This is a genomic window from Natronosalvus amylolyticus (assembly GCF_024298845.1).
In the GTDB taxonomy this organism is placed as follows: domain Archaea; phylum Halobacteriota; class Halobacteria; order Halobacteriales; family Natrialbaceae; genus Natronosalvus; species Natronosalvus amylolyticus.
The window spans coordinates 2,574,177-2,590,977 of the sequence record NZ_CP101156.1; the positions used below are offsets into that span (position 1 = coordinate 2,574,177).

Here is a 16,801-nt window from a genome sequence, read left to right on the forward strand (position 1 = left end):
GATTTCGTCGCTTGTTCCTTCTGTCGGTCACGCTTGCCGACGCAGCCAGTAACTCCCGAGAACGACGAGCACAAGGCCGGGGAGTACGGCGGCGACCAGGGTGGGTGCAATCGTCGTGACACCGGCAGCAACGAGACCGCCGACGATAGCGGAGAGAGCGCCAAAGACGACGATCAGCGCAGCAATCCTCCCTCCTTCGGTGTCTTCGCTGGGAGCCGTTTCGCGCTCGAGCGGGTCGACGAGTCGCCATTCAGGTGTCTGTCGTTCCTCGAGGCGAAACCGACCGCCGAGAGCGGTGAGCAGTGCGTCCCCACTCGTGCGAACGATTCCGTCGCGCCACTCGGCCCACCCCCAGCTATCTTCTTGGGTCGCTTCGAGGCGATCGATTCGCTCGACGTAGACCGACTCGCCCACGATGTACTCTATCGAGGCTGCCTCGTAGCCGACGTCCTCGACGATGCGGGCCAGCAGGAACTCTCGAGACCAGGGGATCGGCTTCTCGAGTCGAAACTCGGTCGTCGTTCCGTGTGGAAGGGTAACCTCGAGGGTGACCGTCGTTTCGTCGACCGACCGCAGATCAGTCACGGTGGCTTCGACGTACCCTTCCGGCGTCGTACGCAGGTCGAGTCGCCCCAGTTCGTCGCCCACGGCTGCCGGTCCGTCGGTTGGTCCGGTCGCGGTGGCTGTTTTGGTCCCATCCGCCTCGGTTGCAGTGGCCGACTCCGTCTCGTTTGTCGTCTCCGTGCGGTTTCGCGCCCCAGTCCCACTGCCGGTCTTCTCGTGTGGTTGCGATTCGTGCCGATCACTCGAATCCGGGCCGTCTTCCGCTCCTCTGGACGATTCCCTGTCGTGGTCGGCGTTCACGTCGTCGACGACCTCGACATCGATCTCTCGGTCGCTCACGGACGCTCACCTCGCCGGCCTCGGTTGCCCATTGATATGCCGTTCACGGTACAGTCGACTAACAGCGCCGTCGCTCCGATTGCAGATTGGGCGTTCGAGTGGCGTTCACGACGTGGCACGCTCGAGTGGGACACGAGTTGTACGGTACCTACCGTTTCCGGCGGATTAAATCGTTCTCTTGTAGCGATCCGTGGAAGTCCTGTGATACTCGATCCCCGGCTCACTCGAGTGTCTCGATCGTTCAACGGTCACTACCGGTTTCGTAACCGACTGCTCGAGTAGGCGGTGTTGGTTCGCTTCGCCATCAGTCGATCAGCCGCTGACAACTCCCACAGAGGTGTTCTTCTTTGATGTCGACCTCCCGGACCGTGGGCGAGAAGTTCATCACACAGCGCTGGTTGTCACAGTGCTCGAGGCCGTAGGTGTGGCCGATCTCGTGGACGATTTCCTTGCGGACACGATCCTCGAAGATATCGCTCGCGGACTTGTTCGAGAAGCCGCCGTCGCTCGAGGTCTGGAGCCGATAGGTTGAGACGACGCTGCCGCTGCCATCGAGATAGGCGAGGCCAAAGACGTAGTTTCGTCGGCGATAAAAGAGATCGTGAGGGGTGATGGCAATATTTTTGTCGCCGCGTCCGACGCGCTCGGCCAGCTGGATGAACGTCTCCGCACAGTACTGGTTGCGCCCGGAGTCGTACGCGCCGTTGGGGATTGACTGGGCGTCGTTGACCGTGACGTCACAGTCGTATACCGATCGCAGTGCCGCGGAGGCCTCCCGCTTGACTGTTGCGGAGACGGACCCAACCGGCACGATGTCGACGAGCATGACAACGTCTATGCCCGCCCACATCATAAACGTCCCGCCGTGGCACACTCTCGTCGGAACACCGCCGCTCTGGTCGACGCTCTCTCGAGTGCGAACCACCTCGTCGAGATCGGGATCGGTCGCCGAACGGACGTCGCCGAAGGGCTTGCTGACCGAGGCTGTCGGGTCGTCGCGACCGACATCAGCCCGCGAGACGTTCCGGACACCGTCACGTTTGTCGAAGACGACGTTCTCGAGCCGAGCCTCGAGGTGTATACCGACGCAGACACCCTTTATGCCCTGAATCTCCCGCCCGAACTCCACCGTCCAGTCTGGGACCTCGCTCGGGAGGTCGACGCCGGGTTCCGTTTTACCACGCTGGGCGGTGACTCGCCCCTGGTCCCCGTCCGTCGGCTCTCGCTGCCTCGAGAGACGCTGTTCGTCGCCGAAGCAGGGATCGACACCTCGCGATAGCCATTCGTCGACCGTGCTGTTCAGGTCACGCGGTCACCCTGGTCACGTCACGCAACTGTACTATTCACATCATTCAACTGTACTGTCCATGTCATGTCACCGTACTGTCTACCTCTTCGAACCTTCTCGTGAACGAATACGCTTACAACGCCTCCCTCGAGAGTCCGGCTATGGGCCATCTCTCGAGTTTGCTCACTGCGCCGGGTGTCGTCGTCCACGAGTTCGCCCACAAAGTGGTCTGTGACCTGACGGGCGTTCCCGTCGTCGACGTGTCGTACTTCCGGTTCGGGGACCCTGCCGGCTACGTCAGACACCAGGAGCCCTCGACGTACCGAACCTCGTTTCTGATCAGCGTCGCGCCGTTTTTCGTCAACACCATCCTCGCGCTGGTGTTGTTCACGGGCTTTTGGCACCTGCTCGGAACGCTCGGCCCGCTCGAGTTCGAGCGCGTCCTCCTCGAGGGTGTTATCGACGCTCCACTCGAAACGCAGGCCGGACTCGTGGTTCTCGCCTGGCTCGGCTTCGTCATCGGATTGCAGGCGTTCCCGAGTACGGGTGACGCGAACACGCTCTGGACACGCACTCGAGGCGAGTGGCGGTCGGCCCCCCTCGTCCTCGCCGGGCTCCCGTTCGTGTTCCTGATCTATCTCGTCAACCTGCTCTCGTGGGCGTATCTGCACGTCTTTTACGCGGCGGCGCTGGCCGTCGGCGCGTTCGTCGGTGTCGTGACGCTCGTTTGATTTTCGTTCTTCGTTCGCCGACTCTCGTCCCACCATCCACGCCTACCCCGCTCCCACCTCTCGCCCCAGCACCCACGCCTAATCCACTCCCACCTCTCGCCCCAGCACCCACGCCTAATCCACTCCCACCTCTCGCCCCAGCACCCACGCCTAATCCACTCCCACCTCTCGCCCCAGCACCCACGCCTAATCCACTCCCACCTCTCGCCCCAGCACCCACGCCTAATCCACTCCCACCTCTCGTCCCGCGACCCCCTCGAGTGGGCTCGAGGAATCTCCGTGGTTGGTACTCGAGGTTCCACGCGAGTCGATACGCCCATACCGACGGCCCCCCAGGGCTCGCGTATGAACGCAGATGCGGTCGTCCTCGACATCGACGGCGTGCTCGTCGACGTGGCCGACTCCTATCGTCGCGCAATCGTCGACTCGATCGAATACGTCTACGGCCGGACCATCCGCCGCGAAGACATCCAACTGTTCAAAAACGCTGGCGGGTTCAACAACGACTGGGAACTCACCTACGCCGGGGCGCTCTACGTGTTGGCCGCCGGCGAGGGCTTCGATCGCTCGCTCGAGGCGTTCACCGATGCCATCGCGGCCGAAGGCGGCGGACTCGAGGCGGCGGAGTCGGTCGTCATGGACGAACTCGGCGGGCAGGCCACTCAGCGGGTTCGCGGCAAGTGGGACACCGAGCGGCTTCGCGACGTCTTCCAGCAACTGTACCTCGGGAGTGAGCGGTACGCCGTCCTCGAGGACGCCGACCCGGACGCCGAACTGGAAGGGGCCGGATACATCGAGGCCGAACCCGTCCTGCTGGAGGATGAGACGCGCGAGGCGCTCCTCGAGCGTTACGACGTCGGAATCGTCACCGGACGACCGGCGGCCGAAGCCGAAATCGCGCTCGCTCGCGTCGGCCTCGAGATTCCGCTCGAACACCGGTTCACGATGGACGACTGGGCCGAAGGCAAACCACACCCTCGCGCCCTGACGACGCTCGGTGAGCGCTTCGACGCCGAGTCGGTCGTCTTCGTTGGGGACACGCTCGACGACGTCCAGACGGCGGTCAACGCCGAGGCGGCCGACGACGAGCGAACCTATCACGGCGTCGGGGTCCTTACCGGTGGCTTGACCGGGGGATCGGGGCGAGAACTGTTCGAGGAGGCCGGTGCGAGTGCGGTCCTCGAGTTGATCAACGAGTTGCCGGACGTCCTCGAGCTACCGTACTGACCACTGAAGCCCGCGGTTACCGTGCTGACCACTGGAGCCCGCGTCCTTTTTTGTCGCTCCGACCCAATCTCGAGCTATGTCCGGGTCGTTCATCCGCCATACCGACGACCTGCCTGGCGACCCTGTTTCCCCGTGGCTGGCAAGCACCTTCGAGGGACACTATCCCAGACTCGAAGGGCGCGTGTCGGCCGACGTCTGTATCGTGGGGGCGGGGATCACCGGGCTATCGACGGCTATCGAGTGCCTCGAGCGCGGGCTCTCGGTCGTCGTCCTCGAGCGTGATCGCGTGGGGTCGGGGACGACGGGAAAATCTGCCGGCGTCCTCACCAGCCAGCACGGGCTGTGTTATGCAAATCTGGAACGTCGGTTCGGCTCCGAGGCGGCCACAACGTATGCCACGCTCGCCGAGGCTGCTATCGATACCGTCGAGACTCGTCTCGAGTCGCTGTCTATCGATGCCGGATTCGAACGCCGGCCAGCCTACTGCTACGGCGACGACCCGAACCCGTTTCAACGGGAACTCGAGGCGGCTCGATCGGCGGGGCTCTCGGCCTCTCTCGTCCGGTCTGTCCCGCCGTTCGAACGAGCCAGTGCGGCAATTCGCTTCGACGAGCAGGCCGTCTTCCACCCACAGCGATACCTCCTCGGGATCGCCGAGACACTGCACGACGACGGACGGGCGGCCGTCTTCGAACGCTCTCGCGTGACCGACGTCCATCCCGGTACCGACCCGACTGTCGAAACGGACGAGGGAACCGTTTCGGCCGACCACGTCGTCCTCGCCACTGGCTTTCCCCTCCTCGATCGGGCCGGGTACACGACACGACTGTACCCGCGACGCTCGCTCGTTCTCGGCATTCGCCTCGATGGCGACCCGCCCAGGGGCACGTATTACCATCACGACGACGGCCGATTCGTCCGCACGTCCCACGACGCACACGGACCACTCGTCTTCGTCGGCGGCGAGCGCCACAAGACTGGCCAGGGCGGGTCGATTGCCGACCGGTATCGTCGCCTCGAGCGTTGGACACGAACTCACTTCCCGCTCGAGTGGATCGCGTTTCGCTGGGCGGCACAGGACTACGTCTCCGTCGACGGACTGCCGTTCATCGGCCCCGTTGGCCCGGCCACGCCGAACGTCCACGTCGCGACCGGCTTTAGCGGCTGGGGGCTGACAATGGGGACGGTGGCCGGCCAATTGCTGGCACGGTCGTTGGGCCGCGAGCGACCATCCGAACTCGAGTTGTTCGACCCGACCCGATTCACGCCGATCGCGTCTGCGCCGAAAGCAGCGGCCGAGAACGCCGACGCGGCGAGCCAGTTTGCGACCGACTGGCTTCGGACGCTGTTCGAGCGAGACGAGCGGCCGATTCGCCCAGGTGAGGGCCGGATTCGTCGCCGGGGAATCTCACCGGTCGCCGTCGCTCGAGACGACGTGGGCGACCTGCACACGGTCTCGGGGCGGTGTCCCCACTGCCATGCCCTGCTGGCCTGGAACGACGCCGAATGCTCTTGGGACTGTCCCTGCCACGGCTCCCGATTCACCCCAGACGGAACGGTGATCGAGGGGCCTGCTGGAACCGATCTCCCGCCGCGCTCGCTCGAGTGAACCTGTTTAGGGGTGAGTATCCGTGAACGACCGCTTGCCCGCCTGGTGACCGAACGCGGTACGTTTTTGCCGTCGAGGGTCCGACTTCCCGCCGAGTATGGAAGCACGGGACCTCGCGCGAGCGGCCGAAGCGATACAGGACGGCGACGCCGTCGTCTATCCGACCGAAACCGTCTACGGGCTGGGGGCCGACGCCCTCGACCCCGAGGCCATCGAACGGGTCTTCGAGATCAAAGGCCGCGACCGAACGAATCCGCTTTCGTTTGCGGTCCCGTCGGTGCCGGCGGCCCTCGAGTACGTCCGAGCGAGCTCGGCCGAACGACAGTTCATGGCGCGATTCCTTCCCGGCCCCGTAACGGTGCTCTGTCGCCGACGTGAGGCGGTTCCCGAGGAACTGACGGCTGGCCGCGACCGCGTCGGCGTTCGCATCCCTGACCAGCCAGTTGCACTCAGACTCTGTGAACGGGCCGGCACGCCCATCACGGCGACCAGTGCAAACCGTAGCGGGCATGGCTCTGTTACACGAGTCGGGGACCTGGACGCGAGCGTTCGCGACGCCGTCGCGGTCGTGCTCGACGATGGAGAGACGCCAGGGACCGAAAGCACGGTCGTCGACGTGGAGTCGGCCACGGTCGTTCGGCGCGGGGCGATGGCCGACGAAATCGAACACTGGCTCGAGGAACAGGTTCGCTGATGGCGGCTCAGCTATAGTAGCCAGTGAACGTCAGTGCACCCCGCTCGCAAGCGGGTGTCGCGGTCGGTGTGCACATTGTTTCACTGGCCACTATAATCACCCAAAGCCGAGCAACGACCGCAGGCTCCGCGTTCTGACGCCACATCGGTCGACGTACTCGCAGGGCTCGCATTTGTCCCGATTCTTGAGCCGTGCTGGCGGCCCGTCGAGGTCGGCGATCGTTCGGATCGACCGGCGATAGGCTGCTCTGCGTCGGGTCGTCATCGGGACGTGCCGAATCACGCCGTACGCTGGATACTCGAGCCAGGTCCCGCCCACTGGTTCTTCGAACTCCCAGGCGACGGCCTTGGCCGCAGCGACGGCGTGAACTTGTTGGGGCTTCCAGACACCGTTTTTCGGTGGCTTCCCGGTGGCGACGAGCACCGGCTCGAGCGGGTCGGTCACGAGTTTGTGGACGACACCCCGGCACTCGCGGCCGGTCACCAGCAGGTCGGTTTCGGCGGGTGCACAGAGGGCTGCCCAGCGATCGCGTGCATGGGTGGTTGCGGCGGTAGCGTCGCTGGCGTGAGTAGCCTGGCCGCCGTGGCTGGCGTGCGTAGCCTGGCCGCTGTCTCGAGCGTGTCCGGTTCCCTCCGTGTTTTCACCACTCGAGTCGGCGGTTTCCGTACGGTCCCCCCGGTCGTCACACCAGCACCGGAGTCGGTCGCGCGCCCGCGCCAATCTGGCGCGGTAGGCTGCTGGCTCGAGTCCGATGGGTTCGGCCTCGAGCGCGCTGTCGCTCATGGCGAGGAGGGCGTCGTATCGAAACGCCAGGTTTCGGATATCGCCGACGTGTGGCGGTGGCTCCCGGTCGTCTTCCTGCCGGGCGTAGTACAGCTTCCGGGGGCAGTAGGTCGCCATCCGGAGATCGCTGAACGGAACGAGTGCCATGGGCGCTCTGGCCGCACCATGGTATATAAAAATCGACCTCGGTCCGGTTTTCGTGCGTTCTGTGGGTCCTACAGCGAGACGTCCGTCTCCATCCCTTCGGTGGCGTCCTCGAGGCCATCCTCGCGAACGTCACTGGCCATTCGCGCGGAGAGTTCAGAGTCGCCGAGGATGCTGTCGAACTCGTCGCGGTAGCGATCGTTGGCTGCTCGCGATTCGGCTTTCCCGGCAGCAACCTGCCGAGCCCGGCGGATGGTCGCCTCGTCGACGTCGTACTCGGCGGCCAGCGTCGCGTCGTCTTCTTCACGGTCACGAATCGCCACGAGGTCGACGGTCTCGGCGTCCTCGTCGTCGACCAGGTGCAACTCGACGCGGGCCTCGAAGACGACGGTTTCGTCGACCTCGAGGTCGTCGGCGAGTTCCCCGTCGCTTTTGTCGTCGTAGTACCCTTTCGCGACGGTCAGGAGTTCGTCCTCCGACAGCGGGGTCTCGAAGCCGTAGCGCTCTTGCATTTGGCCGACGACGGTCTTCAAACGCTGTTCGACCGTGCGTTCGTCTTTCTCGAGGGACCCTCGTGTGTCCTCCTGTGATTCCGTGACGGTATCCTCGCCGTCGGTGACACTGGTGAAGATATCTCGAAGCTCCGCGGTTTTTTCGTTCATGACTGCACACTGGCGGTGGGTGAGTATTTAATTCTGTTGCCAGCCATCGATGCCTGACTGTTACGATAAACTTTCAACCACATATAAATTCTTGCGTGACTGCGCAGGGGTCGATATTGCGTGGTGTGACAAGAGTTAAGTGATCACCTTCCCCGACATAGAACATGATAAATCCAGTCCAGACGGAGGTGACGCGGGAAACGTACTACGGCATCTCCTCGGTGGAGAAGGTCCTATTTTACTTCCTCGCTGCCGTCGCCATCCTGGTTTTCCTGTACGGTCTGTACGCGCGGTTCGCCCGTTACACGGAGGGTGACGAGGATTCGTTCCCCCGCGTCGACGAGCTCCCCGGACGCGTGGTGAGCGCCGCCAAAATCGTGCTGACGAACGAGAAGCAGTTCAATCGCGACCTGTACGGCGGATTGATGCACTCGTTTATTTTCTGGGGCTTTCTCTCGCTGTTCATCGCGACCTCGATTCTCGCGTTCGACGAATACGCCTACGGCATCGTCATGGACGCCTCGTTCTGGTACGGTGATTTCTATCTGGCCTACCAGTTCATGGTCGACGCGATGGGGCTGTTGTTCGTCGTGGGTATCGGCATGGCGATGTATCGGCGCTACTGGGTTCGTAACCAGCGACTCTGGGGACGACACACTTCGTTCGAGGACAACCTGTTCATCTGGCTGCTGTTCATCCTCGGCGTCGGCGGCTTCGCTCTCGAGGGGATCCGGATTTACGCGACCGGAATGCCCGAGTTCGAGGTCGTGAGTTTCGTCGGCTACGGGATTGCGATGGCGCTCGTGGCGCTCGAGCCCATGGGTATGAGCGAGTCGCTCGCGGACTCGATGCACTGGTGGGCGTGGTGGTCACACTCGCTGTTCGCGCTGTTTTTCATCGCCTGGATTCCCTACGCGAAACCGTTCCACATGCTCTCGTCGTTCGCCAACGTCGTCACCCGTGACGAGAAGGCCGGTGCGCGACTGCCAGGCATTCCGGCTGATCTGGACGCGACGAACGCCGAATCCATCGACGACTTCACCTGGAAGGAGATGCTCGACCAGGACGCCTGTACGAAGTGTGGTCGGTGTTCGTCGGTCTGCCCAGCGAAGGCGTCGAAACGGCCGCTCGATCCGCGTGACGTTATCCTCGACCTGAAAACGTACCGTGAGGGACTGGATGCCGGAGAGGAACCCAAACCGCTGGTCGCCGACGGTGGCGGCGTGATTCACACGGAAACCATGGAGTCCTGTATGGCCTGTATGGCCTGTATGGACGCCTGTCCAGTCGAAATCGAGCACCTGAACTCGTTCACCCGACTCAACCGCCAGATGGTCGACCAGGGTGACGTCGACTCGAACATGCAGGACGTCTTCCAGAACGTGATGCAAAACGGCAACACGTTCGGTGACTCCCCGCGCAACCGCGCCGATTGGACCGAAGACGTCGACGTCGAGGTCGCCGACGCCCGCGAAGAGGAAGTCGACTATCTCTGGTACGTCGGTGACTACCCGAGTTACGACGAGCGAAACAAGCAGGTTGCGCGCTCGCTCGCGACCATCCTCGACGAGGCCGACGTCACCTTCGGTATCCTCTTCGAGGACGAGAAGTACGACGGCAACGACATCCGCCGGATCGGCGAGGAGTTCCTCTACCTCGAGTTGGCGGGCCACCACGTCGAATCGTTCGAGGCCTGTGAGTTCGAGAAGATCGTCTGTACGGACCCACACAGCTACAACACGTTCAAAAACGAGTATCCGGAGGTCGATTTCGAGGAGTTCGCCGACGACCCGATGATGCCCTTCGAGTACGACGAGTACTGGAACGCCGACGACGAGGTCGAGGTCCTCCACTGGACCCAGGCCGTCGAGGAACTGGTCCAGGACGGCAAGTTGGCACTCTCGGGTACCGAACTCGAGTACACCGTCACCTACCATGACCCATGTCACCTCGGTCGGTACAACGACGAGTACGAGGCACCGCGTGAACTCGTGAAAGTCACCGGCTGTGAGCTGTACGAAATGCCGCGCAACCGTGCCGACTCGTTCTGTTGTGGTGGCGGTGGTGGCGGGCTCTGGATGGACTTCGAGGAGGAGCCCAAACCCAGCGAAGAACGGCTTCGGGAGGCACTCGAGGACACCGACGCCGGCGCTTCGGTCGAAAAGTTCGTCGTCGCCTGCCCGATGTGTATGACGATGTACGAAGACGGTCGCAAGACGGGTGATTTCGAGGACGACATCGAAATCGTCGACATCGCCGAACTCATCGTCGAGGCGCTCGGCAAGAAGGAGACGGCCGGCCTCGAATAGACGGCGATCCCCGAGTAGACGGCTGGTCTCGAACAGATCCTTTTTCGACGCTGGAAGCTCGTTTTTCGTTGCCAGATCTCTTTCCGGGACGTCTGCTTTTACCTGGGGAGCCGCGAGTTCGTCTCGAGGGCCTTCAGCGGGGAAGTCGCGTGTTCGGATCCAGTACCTCCACCGGATGTGTGGCTTCTCGAGCGAGCAGATCTTCGAGTTGATCCTCACAGGAGGTGCCACTGGCCACCACGACGCGGTCGTGTGCCTCGGGGGTGCTGAACTGCTCGGCGAGTCGGTCACCGACGTCCATGCTCAGTTCGTAGTACTGTGATTTATAGCCGAAACTGCCGGCCATGCCACAGCACTCGACGTCGCTCTCGAGGACGTCGTATCCGAGGTCGTCGAAGACCGCACGTGTGTACCGGTCGAGACCGAGGGTCCGCTGTTGGCAGTGAGCGTGATAAGCGATAGGCGGTCCGTCCGTCCGAAGGGCCGCCGGGTCGGCTCCGTTCTCGAGGCAGCCGTAGACGTACTCGAGGATCTCGTAGCTGCTGTCCCGAAGCCTTTCGAACGAGCGTTCGGGGAGCAGTTTCTCGTATTCGCCACGGAACATCGCGAGGTCGCTCGGCTCGATGACGACGACGTCCCGGTCAGCGTCGATGTGCTCGGCCAGGCCAGCGTACACGCGGCTGGCTTTCGCGTCGGCGGTGTCGATCATACCCTGGGAGAGCGGGGCACGACCGCTGCCGGGGACCGGCGGAATCTTGACGTGGACCGAGAGGGACTCGAGGACGCGGACCGCTGCTTTCCCCCGCTCGACGTCGACGTAATTGGTGTAGGTGTCGGGGTAGAGGACGACCTCCCGGTCGGCGTCAGCTGCCGAAACTCGGGGGCCGCGAGCGTCGAACCAGTCGACGAGCGTCTCGCGCTGGAACGAGGGCAGGGGTCGTCGGCTGTCGATGCCGACGAATCGGTCGACGAGCGAGCGAACGGGCTCGAGACCACCGACCCAGTTCGAGAAGGGTGCGGTCGCCGAGCCGAGTTTCGCCAGCGTCTCGTAGTTCCCGAACAGCCGTTTTTGCCGGTCGATGGTTCCCGTTGCTTCCTCGTCGGGGACGAGCTCGTCGTAGAGGAAGTCGAATCGGCTGGCCTCCCCGTCGCGGTTGAGCCGGTCGCGAACGACGGTGTTGATCCAGGGGATATCGATTTTCACGGGGCAGGCTTCGACACACCGTGAACAGCCGGTACAGAGGTCGTTGAACTCGGCGGCCGAATCGTAGCCGTGAACGCCGGCTTCCCAGCCCGTGGCGATGCCGCCGGTGTAGGTCTCACCGCCGAAGGCGTGGCCGCCGACGGACTGGAAGTTCCCGCAGGTGTTGGCACACGCCGAACACCGGATGCAGTACAGCGTCTCCCGAAGTTGGTCGTCCTCGCGCATGGCCATGCGGCCGTTGTCGATCAACACGAGGTGGAACTCGCGGCCGTCGTCGCGATCGGCAAACGGCGTCTCGGGGTCGTCGGGGTCGACGATCGGGGAATCGACTGGTGGCGTCAAAAGCGAGACGTACGAGGTGATATCCTGCCCAGTACCGGACCGCCCGATCAGTTCGATAAACGGTGCCAGGTCCTCGACGGTGGGAACGATTTTCTCGACGCCAGCGACGGCGATATGTGTATCGGGCACGACGGCCGTCTTCCGGGCGTTCCCTTCACTCGTCACGAGCATGAGCGACCCCGAGTCGGCCGTAATGAAGTTCGCCCCTGTCATGCCGATATCGGCTCCAGCGATCTGTTCGCCCAGTCGATCGCGGGCGAACATCGTGAGTTCCTCGGCCGTCTCGAGGGGTTCGGCCGGGTCGAACTGACTGTTGAACAGGCGGGCTATCTCTTCACGAGATTTGTGAATCGCCGGCGCGACGATGTGGGAGGGAGCTTCCTCGGCGACCTGTAAGACCCACTCGCCGAGATCGGTTTCGACGACGTCGACACCGTCGCGCTCGAGCGCTTCGTTGACCTCGAGTTCCTCGCTGGTCATCGACTTCGACTTGACGAGTCGTTCGGCGTCGTTCTCGCTCGCGATCTCACTGATGTAGCGGTTGGCGTCGGCGGCGTCTTCGGCCAGATAGACCGTCCCGCCGTTTTCCTCGACGGTCTCGGTTACCGCGTCGATCAGTTCTGGGAGGCGCTCGATCGCCCCTTCTTTGATCGTCCGCGCCTCGTCTTTCAACCGCTCGTAGTCCTCGAGGTCCGCGACCGAGTCGTATCGTCCCTGATTGAACCCCAGGGTGTTCGCCTCGACGGCGGGACCTTCGGTCTCGAGAAGGTGGCGAATGTGGTCGGCTTTCGTCTCACGGTCGGTTTTACTCATCGTCCTCACCCATCTCCTCACGTTCGAGCGCTCCGTCGTCCTCGAGGACGACGACGTGGACGTCTTTCGGCCCGTGTGCGCCTTTGACGAGCGCGCCCATGTCCGCGGTCGCGCTCGGGCCGGTTGCGATGATCGCGCTCGCGCCGTTTCGAAGGGTCGGCCCGAGGCGCTCGATTGCGCTCGGCATGTCCGGGACGATATCGGACGCCCGGAGCACGGGTACGTGGAGATCACAAAAGAGGCTCACCTGCTCTGCGCCTTCGGGCGTCGAAGGCAGGACGACGCTGCCGTAGTCGGCAATGGCGAACGAGGCGGCAGTAACTCCCGTTGTCGCCGTTTCGAGGGTTGCTGGTGTCGGTTCCTGGTCCACCCAGTCGGGGAGCGACACGCCTTCGAACGGGAGCGGTGTTCCCACAACTGGCTGGTCGACGATGGACTCGAGGGTACTGTCGAACGTGGCCGGGTCGGTCGCCGTCACGGGAACTTCGAGGTTCTCGAGTGCGGCCTCGAACCGACCTCTATCCGTGGCTGTCTCGACGCTCATGGTCCGATGCTACGACCGTCTCTATTTACCTGTTCTGTTCGTTCACATGCGAAAACCGAGGTCCGACACGGTTCGGCAATCGAGAAACAGTGTTTCCACTCGAGGAACTGTTCGGAGAGACGCCGCTGCGCCGCCTGCGGAACCGACTGTACGGCCGATATCGAGTTTTCGTTCAGAACCGTCTCGTTGAATCCCGTCGTTTGGAACCGCGCACCAGACCCGGACACCAGTTCACACGAAGATACTGGCCAGTATCTACGACTGTACTCCCTGTAAATACGTCTGCACTGGGAACGATCTCGGTCAGTTTCCTGTGCCTTGCTGTCGGTGGTGCGGCTTGGGCGCCAGCGATCTTCGTCGAGCAGGAACCAAAACCCCGTGCAGTAGTCCAGAATACACGAGTGCACTGGACCCATCACCAGTCAGACAGCATGCTATACTCCGGTGTGAGTGGCCGTATCGTGGGGTAATCCGTTGATTTAGGTTTATCTCGAGAATTCCTGCCTGTGATAATCCTTCGTGGAAGTCGAACGTGTCGTTCGAGCGGATAGAAAATACAAACGGTCGACAATTATATATACACGTTTGATAATTCTCGACCCATGCCACCGTTGATTCCACATGGCATCGGCACCGGTCACTCGTTGGGCACCCTGAGCGGGTCACGACGAGGTGAAAGACATGGTTAGTACACTCGAGTTGTTGCTCGCAGCGACGCCACTGCTTCTCGCTGGCGTTCTGCTGGTCGGCTTCCTCTGGCCTGCGACGCGGGCAATGCCGCTTGCGTGGATTGTAGCGGTCCTGGTCGGCTTTTTCGTCTGGGGGATGCCCGTCGAATGGATCGCGGCGGCGTCCATAGTCGGCGTCATGACGGCGATACAGATCCTCTGGATCGTCTTCGGTGCGCTGTTGTTACTGTATACGTTGATGCAGGCGGGTGCCTTCGACCGGATTAACGAAGGATTCGCGAAGATCAGCGACGACCGCCGCGTGCAGGTGATTCTGGTCGGCTTCTTCCTCGCAACGTTCATCGAGGGAGCGGCCGGCTTCGGGACACCCGCCGCGGTCGTCGCCCCGCTGTTGTTGGCGCTTGGATTCCCGGCACTGGCCGCGGTGATTGCCGCGTTGATCGGCCACATTATCGCCGTTACCTACGGCGCGGTCGGGACGCCGATCATTATCGGAATCGAGAACCCGCTTGCGGATACGGCGGCCACGAATCAGGCGATTACCGACGCCGGATTCACCGTGCAGGATTACTCGGTCGAGGTCGCAGTCTGGGCGGCGACCTACCACGCCCTCATCGGCTTTGTCATGCCGCTGTTCGCGGTGGGGATGGTCGTCTACTTCTTTGGCGACCCGGATGAGCGCAGTCTCCAGCCGGCGTGGGACGTTGCGCCCCTGGCGCTGTTCTCCGGAATCGCGTTCGTGATTCCCTACTGGCTATCTGCACAGATCAGCGCGGAGTTCCCTGCCCTCATGGGCGCGATGGTCGGCGGGGCTATCGTCGTCGGAGCCCTGAAAGCTGGCTACTTCGTTCCGGACGAGGAGTGGGACTTCCCGGACCAGGAGGAGTGGCCGGATCACTGGGTTGGTACGATCGAACCCGGACAGACGAACAACGCGAGCGTAGAGTCGGGAACGGGCGACGGGCCAGCAGTTGCTGACGGGGGTCCTGCCCAGGAACTGTCCTTGCTCCGTGCCTGGACGCCGTACATCCTGCTGGTCGTCTTGCTGGTCGTCACGCGCGTGCTCGATCCGCTGCCGGAACTCCTGCAGGAGGAACTAATTGGAATTGGCCAGTTTTCGCTCCTGTTCGACACCTCTTGGCCGAACATCTTCGGCACCACCCTCAGTGGCGGCATTAGCTGGGTCTACGTTCCCGGCTTCTGGCTCGTCATCTGTGCGCTGATCGCGATTCCGCTCTACAATATGGACGGAACGCAAGTTCGTGCAGCCTGGAACGAAACGGTCGAGAAACTCGTCGCGCCGCTGATCGCGCTCGTGTTCGTCATTGCGATGGTGCAGGTGATGCTCCAGTCCGGTGCCCACGCCGAGGGGACCGAGAGCATGATCTTCGTCCTCGCACAGGCGACCGCCGACGCCGCCGGCCCAGCGTATCCGTTCATCGCCGCACTCATCGGTGCACTCGGAGCAGCAATGGCCGGTTCGAACACCGTCTCGAACATCACGTTCGGCGGATTCCAGTTCGAAGCCGCGAGCCAGCTCGGCTTGCCCACGCAAATTATCGTGGGTGCGCAGGCCGTTGGCGGGGCTATCGGTAACCTCGTCGCGATCCACAACGTCGTCGCCGCACTCGCCACGGTCGGTCTCGTCGGCCAGGAAGGTCGCGTGATGCGGTTGAACCTGATCCCGCTGCTGTACTACGCAGTCGGCGTCGGAATCGTCGTGACACTGTTCAGCTACGTCCTCTTCCCGGGCCTGTTCTGAGGTCCGAAGGGCGCGTTTCGATCCAATGACGACTGACAATCTGGGCATTTACATACCGATCGAAGACCACATCGCCTGTGACCGCAGTGACGAGGGCGTGCCAGCCGTCGCTACAGCGCCCTCGTTGCTGACGCCAATCCGGTCACAGATGGCTTCGAGGTGCTCGAGGCACTCGTCCATGGTCGTCGGCTCGAACGCCACGATCGGCCGTGTACGTACTCGTCCGGAACGGATCGGACGTGAACGTGTCTACGTCGAACGTATCGAACTTTCGCTCGAGCCCGTTACCGACGCTCTCGAGGGAGTGGGCGACACGAACACATCAGGAGATTGTGGCTCGGCCGCGGCCGAGGGGGAACCGTCCGTGGGGGGCTGTCCGAACCTGTGAGTGTGGGCCCTGCAACCCCGCTGGCGTCACCCGAGCGTCGGCGTGAACCGATCGCTGCCGAGGAAGTTCCAGATGTGCCCGCGTTCTTCGGGCGGGTCGACGCCGGGCAACTCCTTCAGCGCTGGCTGTATCGCGTTCCACCAGCCTTCGTCGGTCTCGAACGCCGCCGGGTTGTCCGGATACACGTTCTCGAGGAAGTCCGATTTCTTTGCGCTTGGGTGTTCGATGAGGTACTGATAGGACGCGAGCAAGGCCTCCCGTCGGGCCTCGAGTGCCGATCCCGAACCGGGGAGGTCGACGTCCCGAATCGCCTGCTGTACGGCCGGTGGTGTCCGTTCGGTCGGCTCTCTCGTCTCTCGTCCCGTCGCCGTTCGCTCCTCCGGTTCCGTTTCGATCGGTACCCACCAGACGCGACCCCGTGCGCCGATTTTGCGCGTCTCGAGAACGCCCTCGTCGACGAGGTCGGTGAGCTTGTTGTGTGCGGTCCGGCGCGAACACTCCAGGTGGTCCATGACGTCGTCCGCGGTGAGTGGGCGGCCGAGATCATCCCGCTCGTCGAACGCCTCGAGGGCGGCCTCCGGCGGGATGCGATCCGTGTACTGGCCGTGGCTGTTTCGCTCACGATCGTTCGCCATAGTCTATGGCAGTGCAAAGCACCGTATAGTCCTTTACACTCGTCTGTGAAGGATCGGTGTGTCAGGTCGAGAAC

General features: G+C 62.9%; 15 protein-coding genes. 8 read left to right on the forward strand and 7 right to left on the reverse strand.

Translation table 11 applies throughout. From position 1 onward, the window contains the following. Positions 1-27: 27 nt before the first annotated feature. Both NLK60_RS12000 and NLK60_RS12005 read right to left on the reverse strand, forming a co-directional pair. Positions 28-903, reverse strand: a complete 876-nt coding sequence (locus tag NLK60_RS12000; RefSeq protein WP_254808013.1) for a hypothetical protein — start codon at positions 901-903, stop codon at positions 28-30. 304 nt (positions 904-1,207) lie between these two features. Then, positions 1,208-1,729: an archaemetzincin family Zn-dependent metalloprotease gene (locus tag NLK60_RS12005; RefSeq protein ID WP_254808014.1), complete on the reverse strand. Its 522-nt coding sequence runs from the start codon at positions 1,727-1,729 to the stop codon at positions 1,208-1,210. A gap of 39 nt (positions 1,730-1,768) precedes the next feature. On the opposite strand from NLK60_RS12005, the gene NLK60_RS12010 reads away from it, so the two are divergent. From NLK60_RS12010 to NLK60_RS12030, 5 genes are all read left to right on the forward strand, one after another. After that, positions 1,769-2,182, forward strand: coding sequence for a UPF0146 family protein (locus NLK60_RS12010; protein WP_254808015.1), 414 nt, complete (start codon positions 1,769-1,771; stop codon positions 2,180-2,182). A gap of 128 nt (positions 2,183-2,310) precedes the next feature. Next, positions 2,311-2,922, forward strand: a complete 612-nt coding sequence (locus tag NLK60_RS12015; RefSeq protein ID WP_254808016.1) for a metalloprotease family protein — start codon at positions 2,311-2,313, stop codon at positions 2,920-2,922. A 345-nt stretch (positions 2,923-3,267) separates the two neighbouring features. Beyond that, a complete protein-coding gene (locus NLK60_RS12020; protein ID WP_254808017.1) occupies positions 3,268-4,149 on the forward strand; it encodes a TIGR01548 family HAD-type hydrolase in 882 nt (293 codons plus the stop codon). Positions 4,150-4,225: 76 nt separating this feature from the next. Then, positions 4,226-5,758, forward strand: coding sequence for an FAD-dependent oxidoreductase (locus NLK60_RS12025; RefSeq protein WP_254808018.1), 1,533 nt, complete (start codon positions 4,226-4,228; stop codon positions 5,756-5,758). 97 nt (positions 5,759-5,855) lie between these two features. Continuing rightward, a complete protein-coding gene (locus tag NLK60_RS12030; protein WP_254808019.1) occupies positions 5,856-6,452 on the forward strand; it encodes an L-threonylcarbamoyladenylate synthase in 597 nt (198 codons plus the stop codon). Between the two features lie 96 nt (positions 6,453-6,548). Here the strand turns inward: NLK60_RS12030 and NLK60_RS12035 are convergent, their stop codons facing one another. Next, positions 6,549-7,382 (reverse strand): hypothetical protein, encoded by an 834-nt coding sequence (locus tag NLK60_RS12035; RefSeq protein ID WP_254808020.1) that lies wholly within the window; start codon positions 7,380-7,382, stop codon positions 6,549-6,551. A gap of 68 nt (positions 7,383-7,450) precedes the next feature. Further along, complete coding sequence (locus NLK60_RS12040) at positions 7,451-8,041, reverse strand: conditioned medium-induced protein 4 (protein ID WP_254808021.1); 591 nt, start codon at positions 8,039-8,041, stop codon at positions 7,451-7,453. A gap of 164 nt (positions 8,042-8,205) precedes the next feature. On the opposite strand from NLK60_RS12040, the gene NLK60_RS12045 reads away from it, so the two are divergent. Further along, entirely contained in the window at positions 8,206-10,350 is a 2,145-nt protein-coding gene (locus tag NLK60_RS12045) for a 4Fe-4S dicluster domain-containing protein (protein WP_254808022.1), read from the forward strand. 133 nt (positions 10,351-10,483) lie between these two features. Here the strand turns inward: NLK60_RS12045 and NLK60_RS12050 are convergent, their stop codons facing one another. Together NLK60_RS12050 and NLK60_RS12055 are read right to left on the reverse strand one after the other, a co-directional pair. Further along, positions 10,484-12,709 (reverse strand): LUD domain-containing protein, encoded by a 2,226-nt coding sequence (locus tag NLK60_RS12050; RefSeq protein ID WP_254808023.1) that lies wholly within the window; start codon positions 12,707-12,709, stop codon positions 10,484-10,486. Next, the gene (locus tag NLK60_RS12055) at positions 12,702-13,253 is read right to left on the reverse strand and encodes a LutC/YkgG family protein (protein ID WP_254808024.1); all 552 of its coding nucleotides are present in this window, start codon (positions 13,251-13,253) and stop codon (positions 12,702-12,704) included. Before NLK60_RS12055 ends, NLK60_RS12050 begins: the two co-directional genes overlap by 8 nt. 681 nt (positions 13,254-13,934) lie before the next feature. Here NLK60_RS12055 and NLK60_RS12060 point away from each other — a divergent pair. After that, the gene (locus NLK60_RS12060) at positions 13,935-15,704 is read left to right on the forward strand and encodes an L-lactate permease (RefSeq protein WP_254808025.1); all 1,770 of its coding nucleotides are present in this window, start codon (positions 13,935-13,937) and stop codon (positions 15,702-15,704) included. A 25-nt stretch (positions 15,705-15,729) separates the two neighbouring features. Next, positions 15,730-16,092: a hypothetical protein gene (locus NLK60_RS12065; protein ID WP_254808026.1), complete on the forward strand. Its 363-nt coding sequence runs from the start codon at positions 15,730-15,732 to the stop codon at positions 16,090-16,092. 26 nt (positions 16,093-16,118) lie between these two features. On the opposite strand, the gene NLK60_RS12070 is transcribed toward NLK60_RS12065, so the two are convergent. Beyond that, positions 16,119-16,727 (reverse strand): ArsR family transcriptional regulator, encoded by a 609-nt coding sequence (locus tag NLK60_RS12070; protein ID WP_254808027.1) that lies wholly within the window; start codon positions 16,725-16,727, stop codon positions 16,119-16,121. Positions 16,728-16,801: the final 74 nt, after the last annotated feature.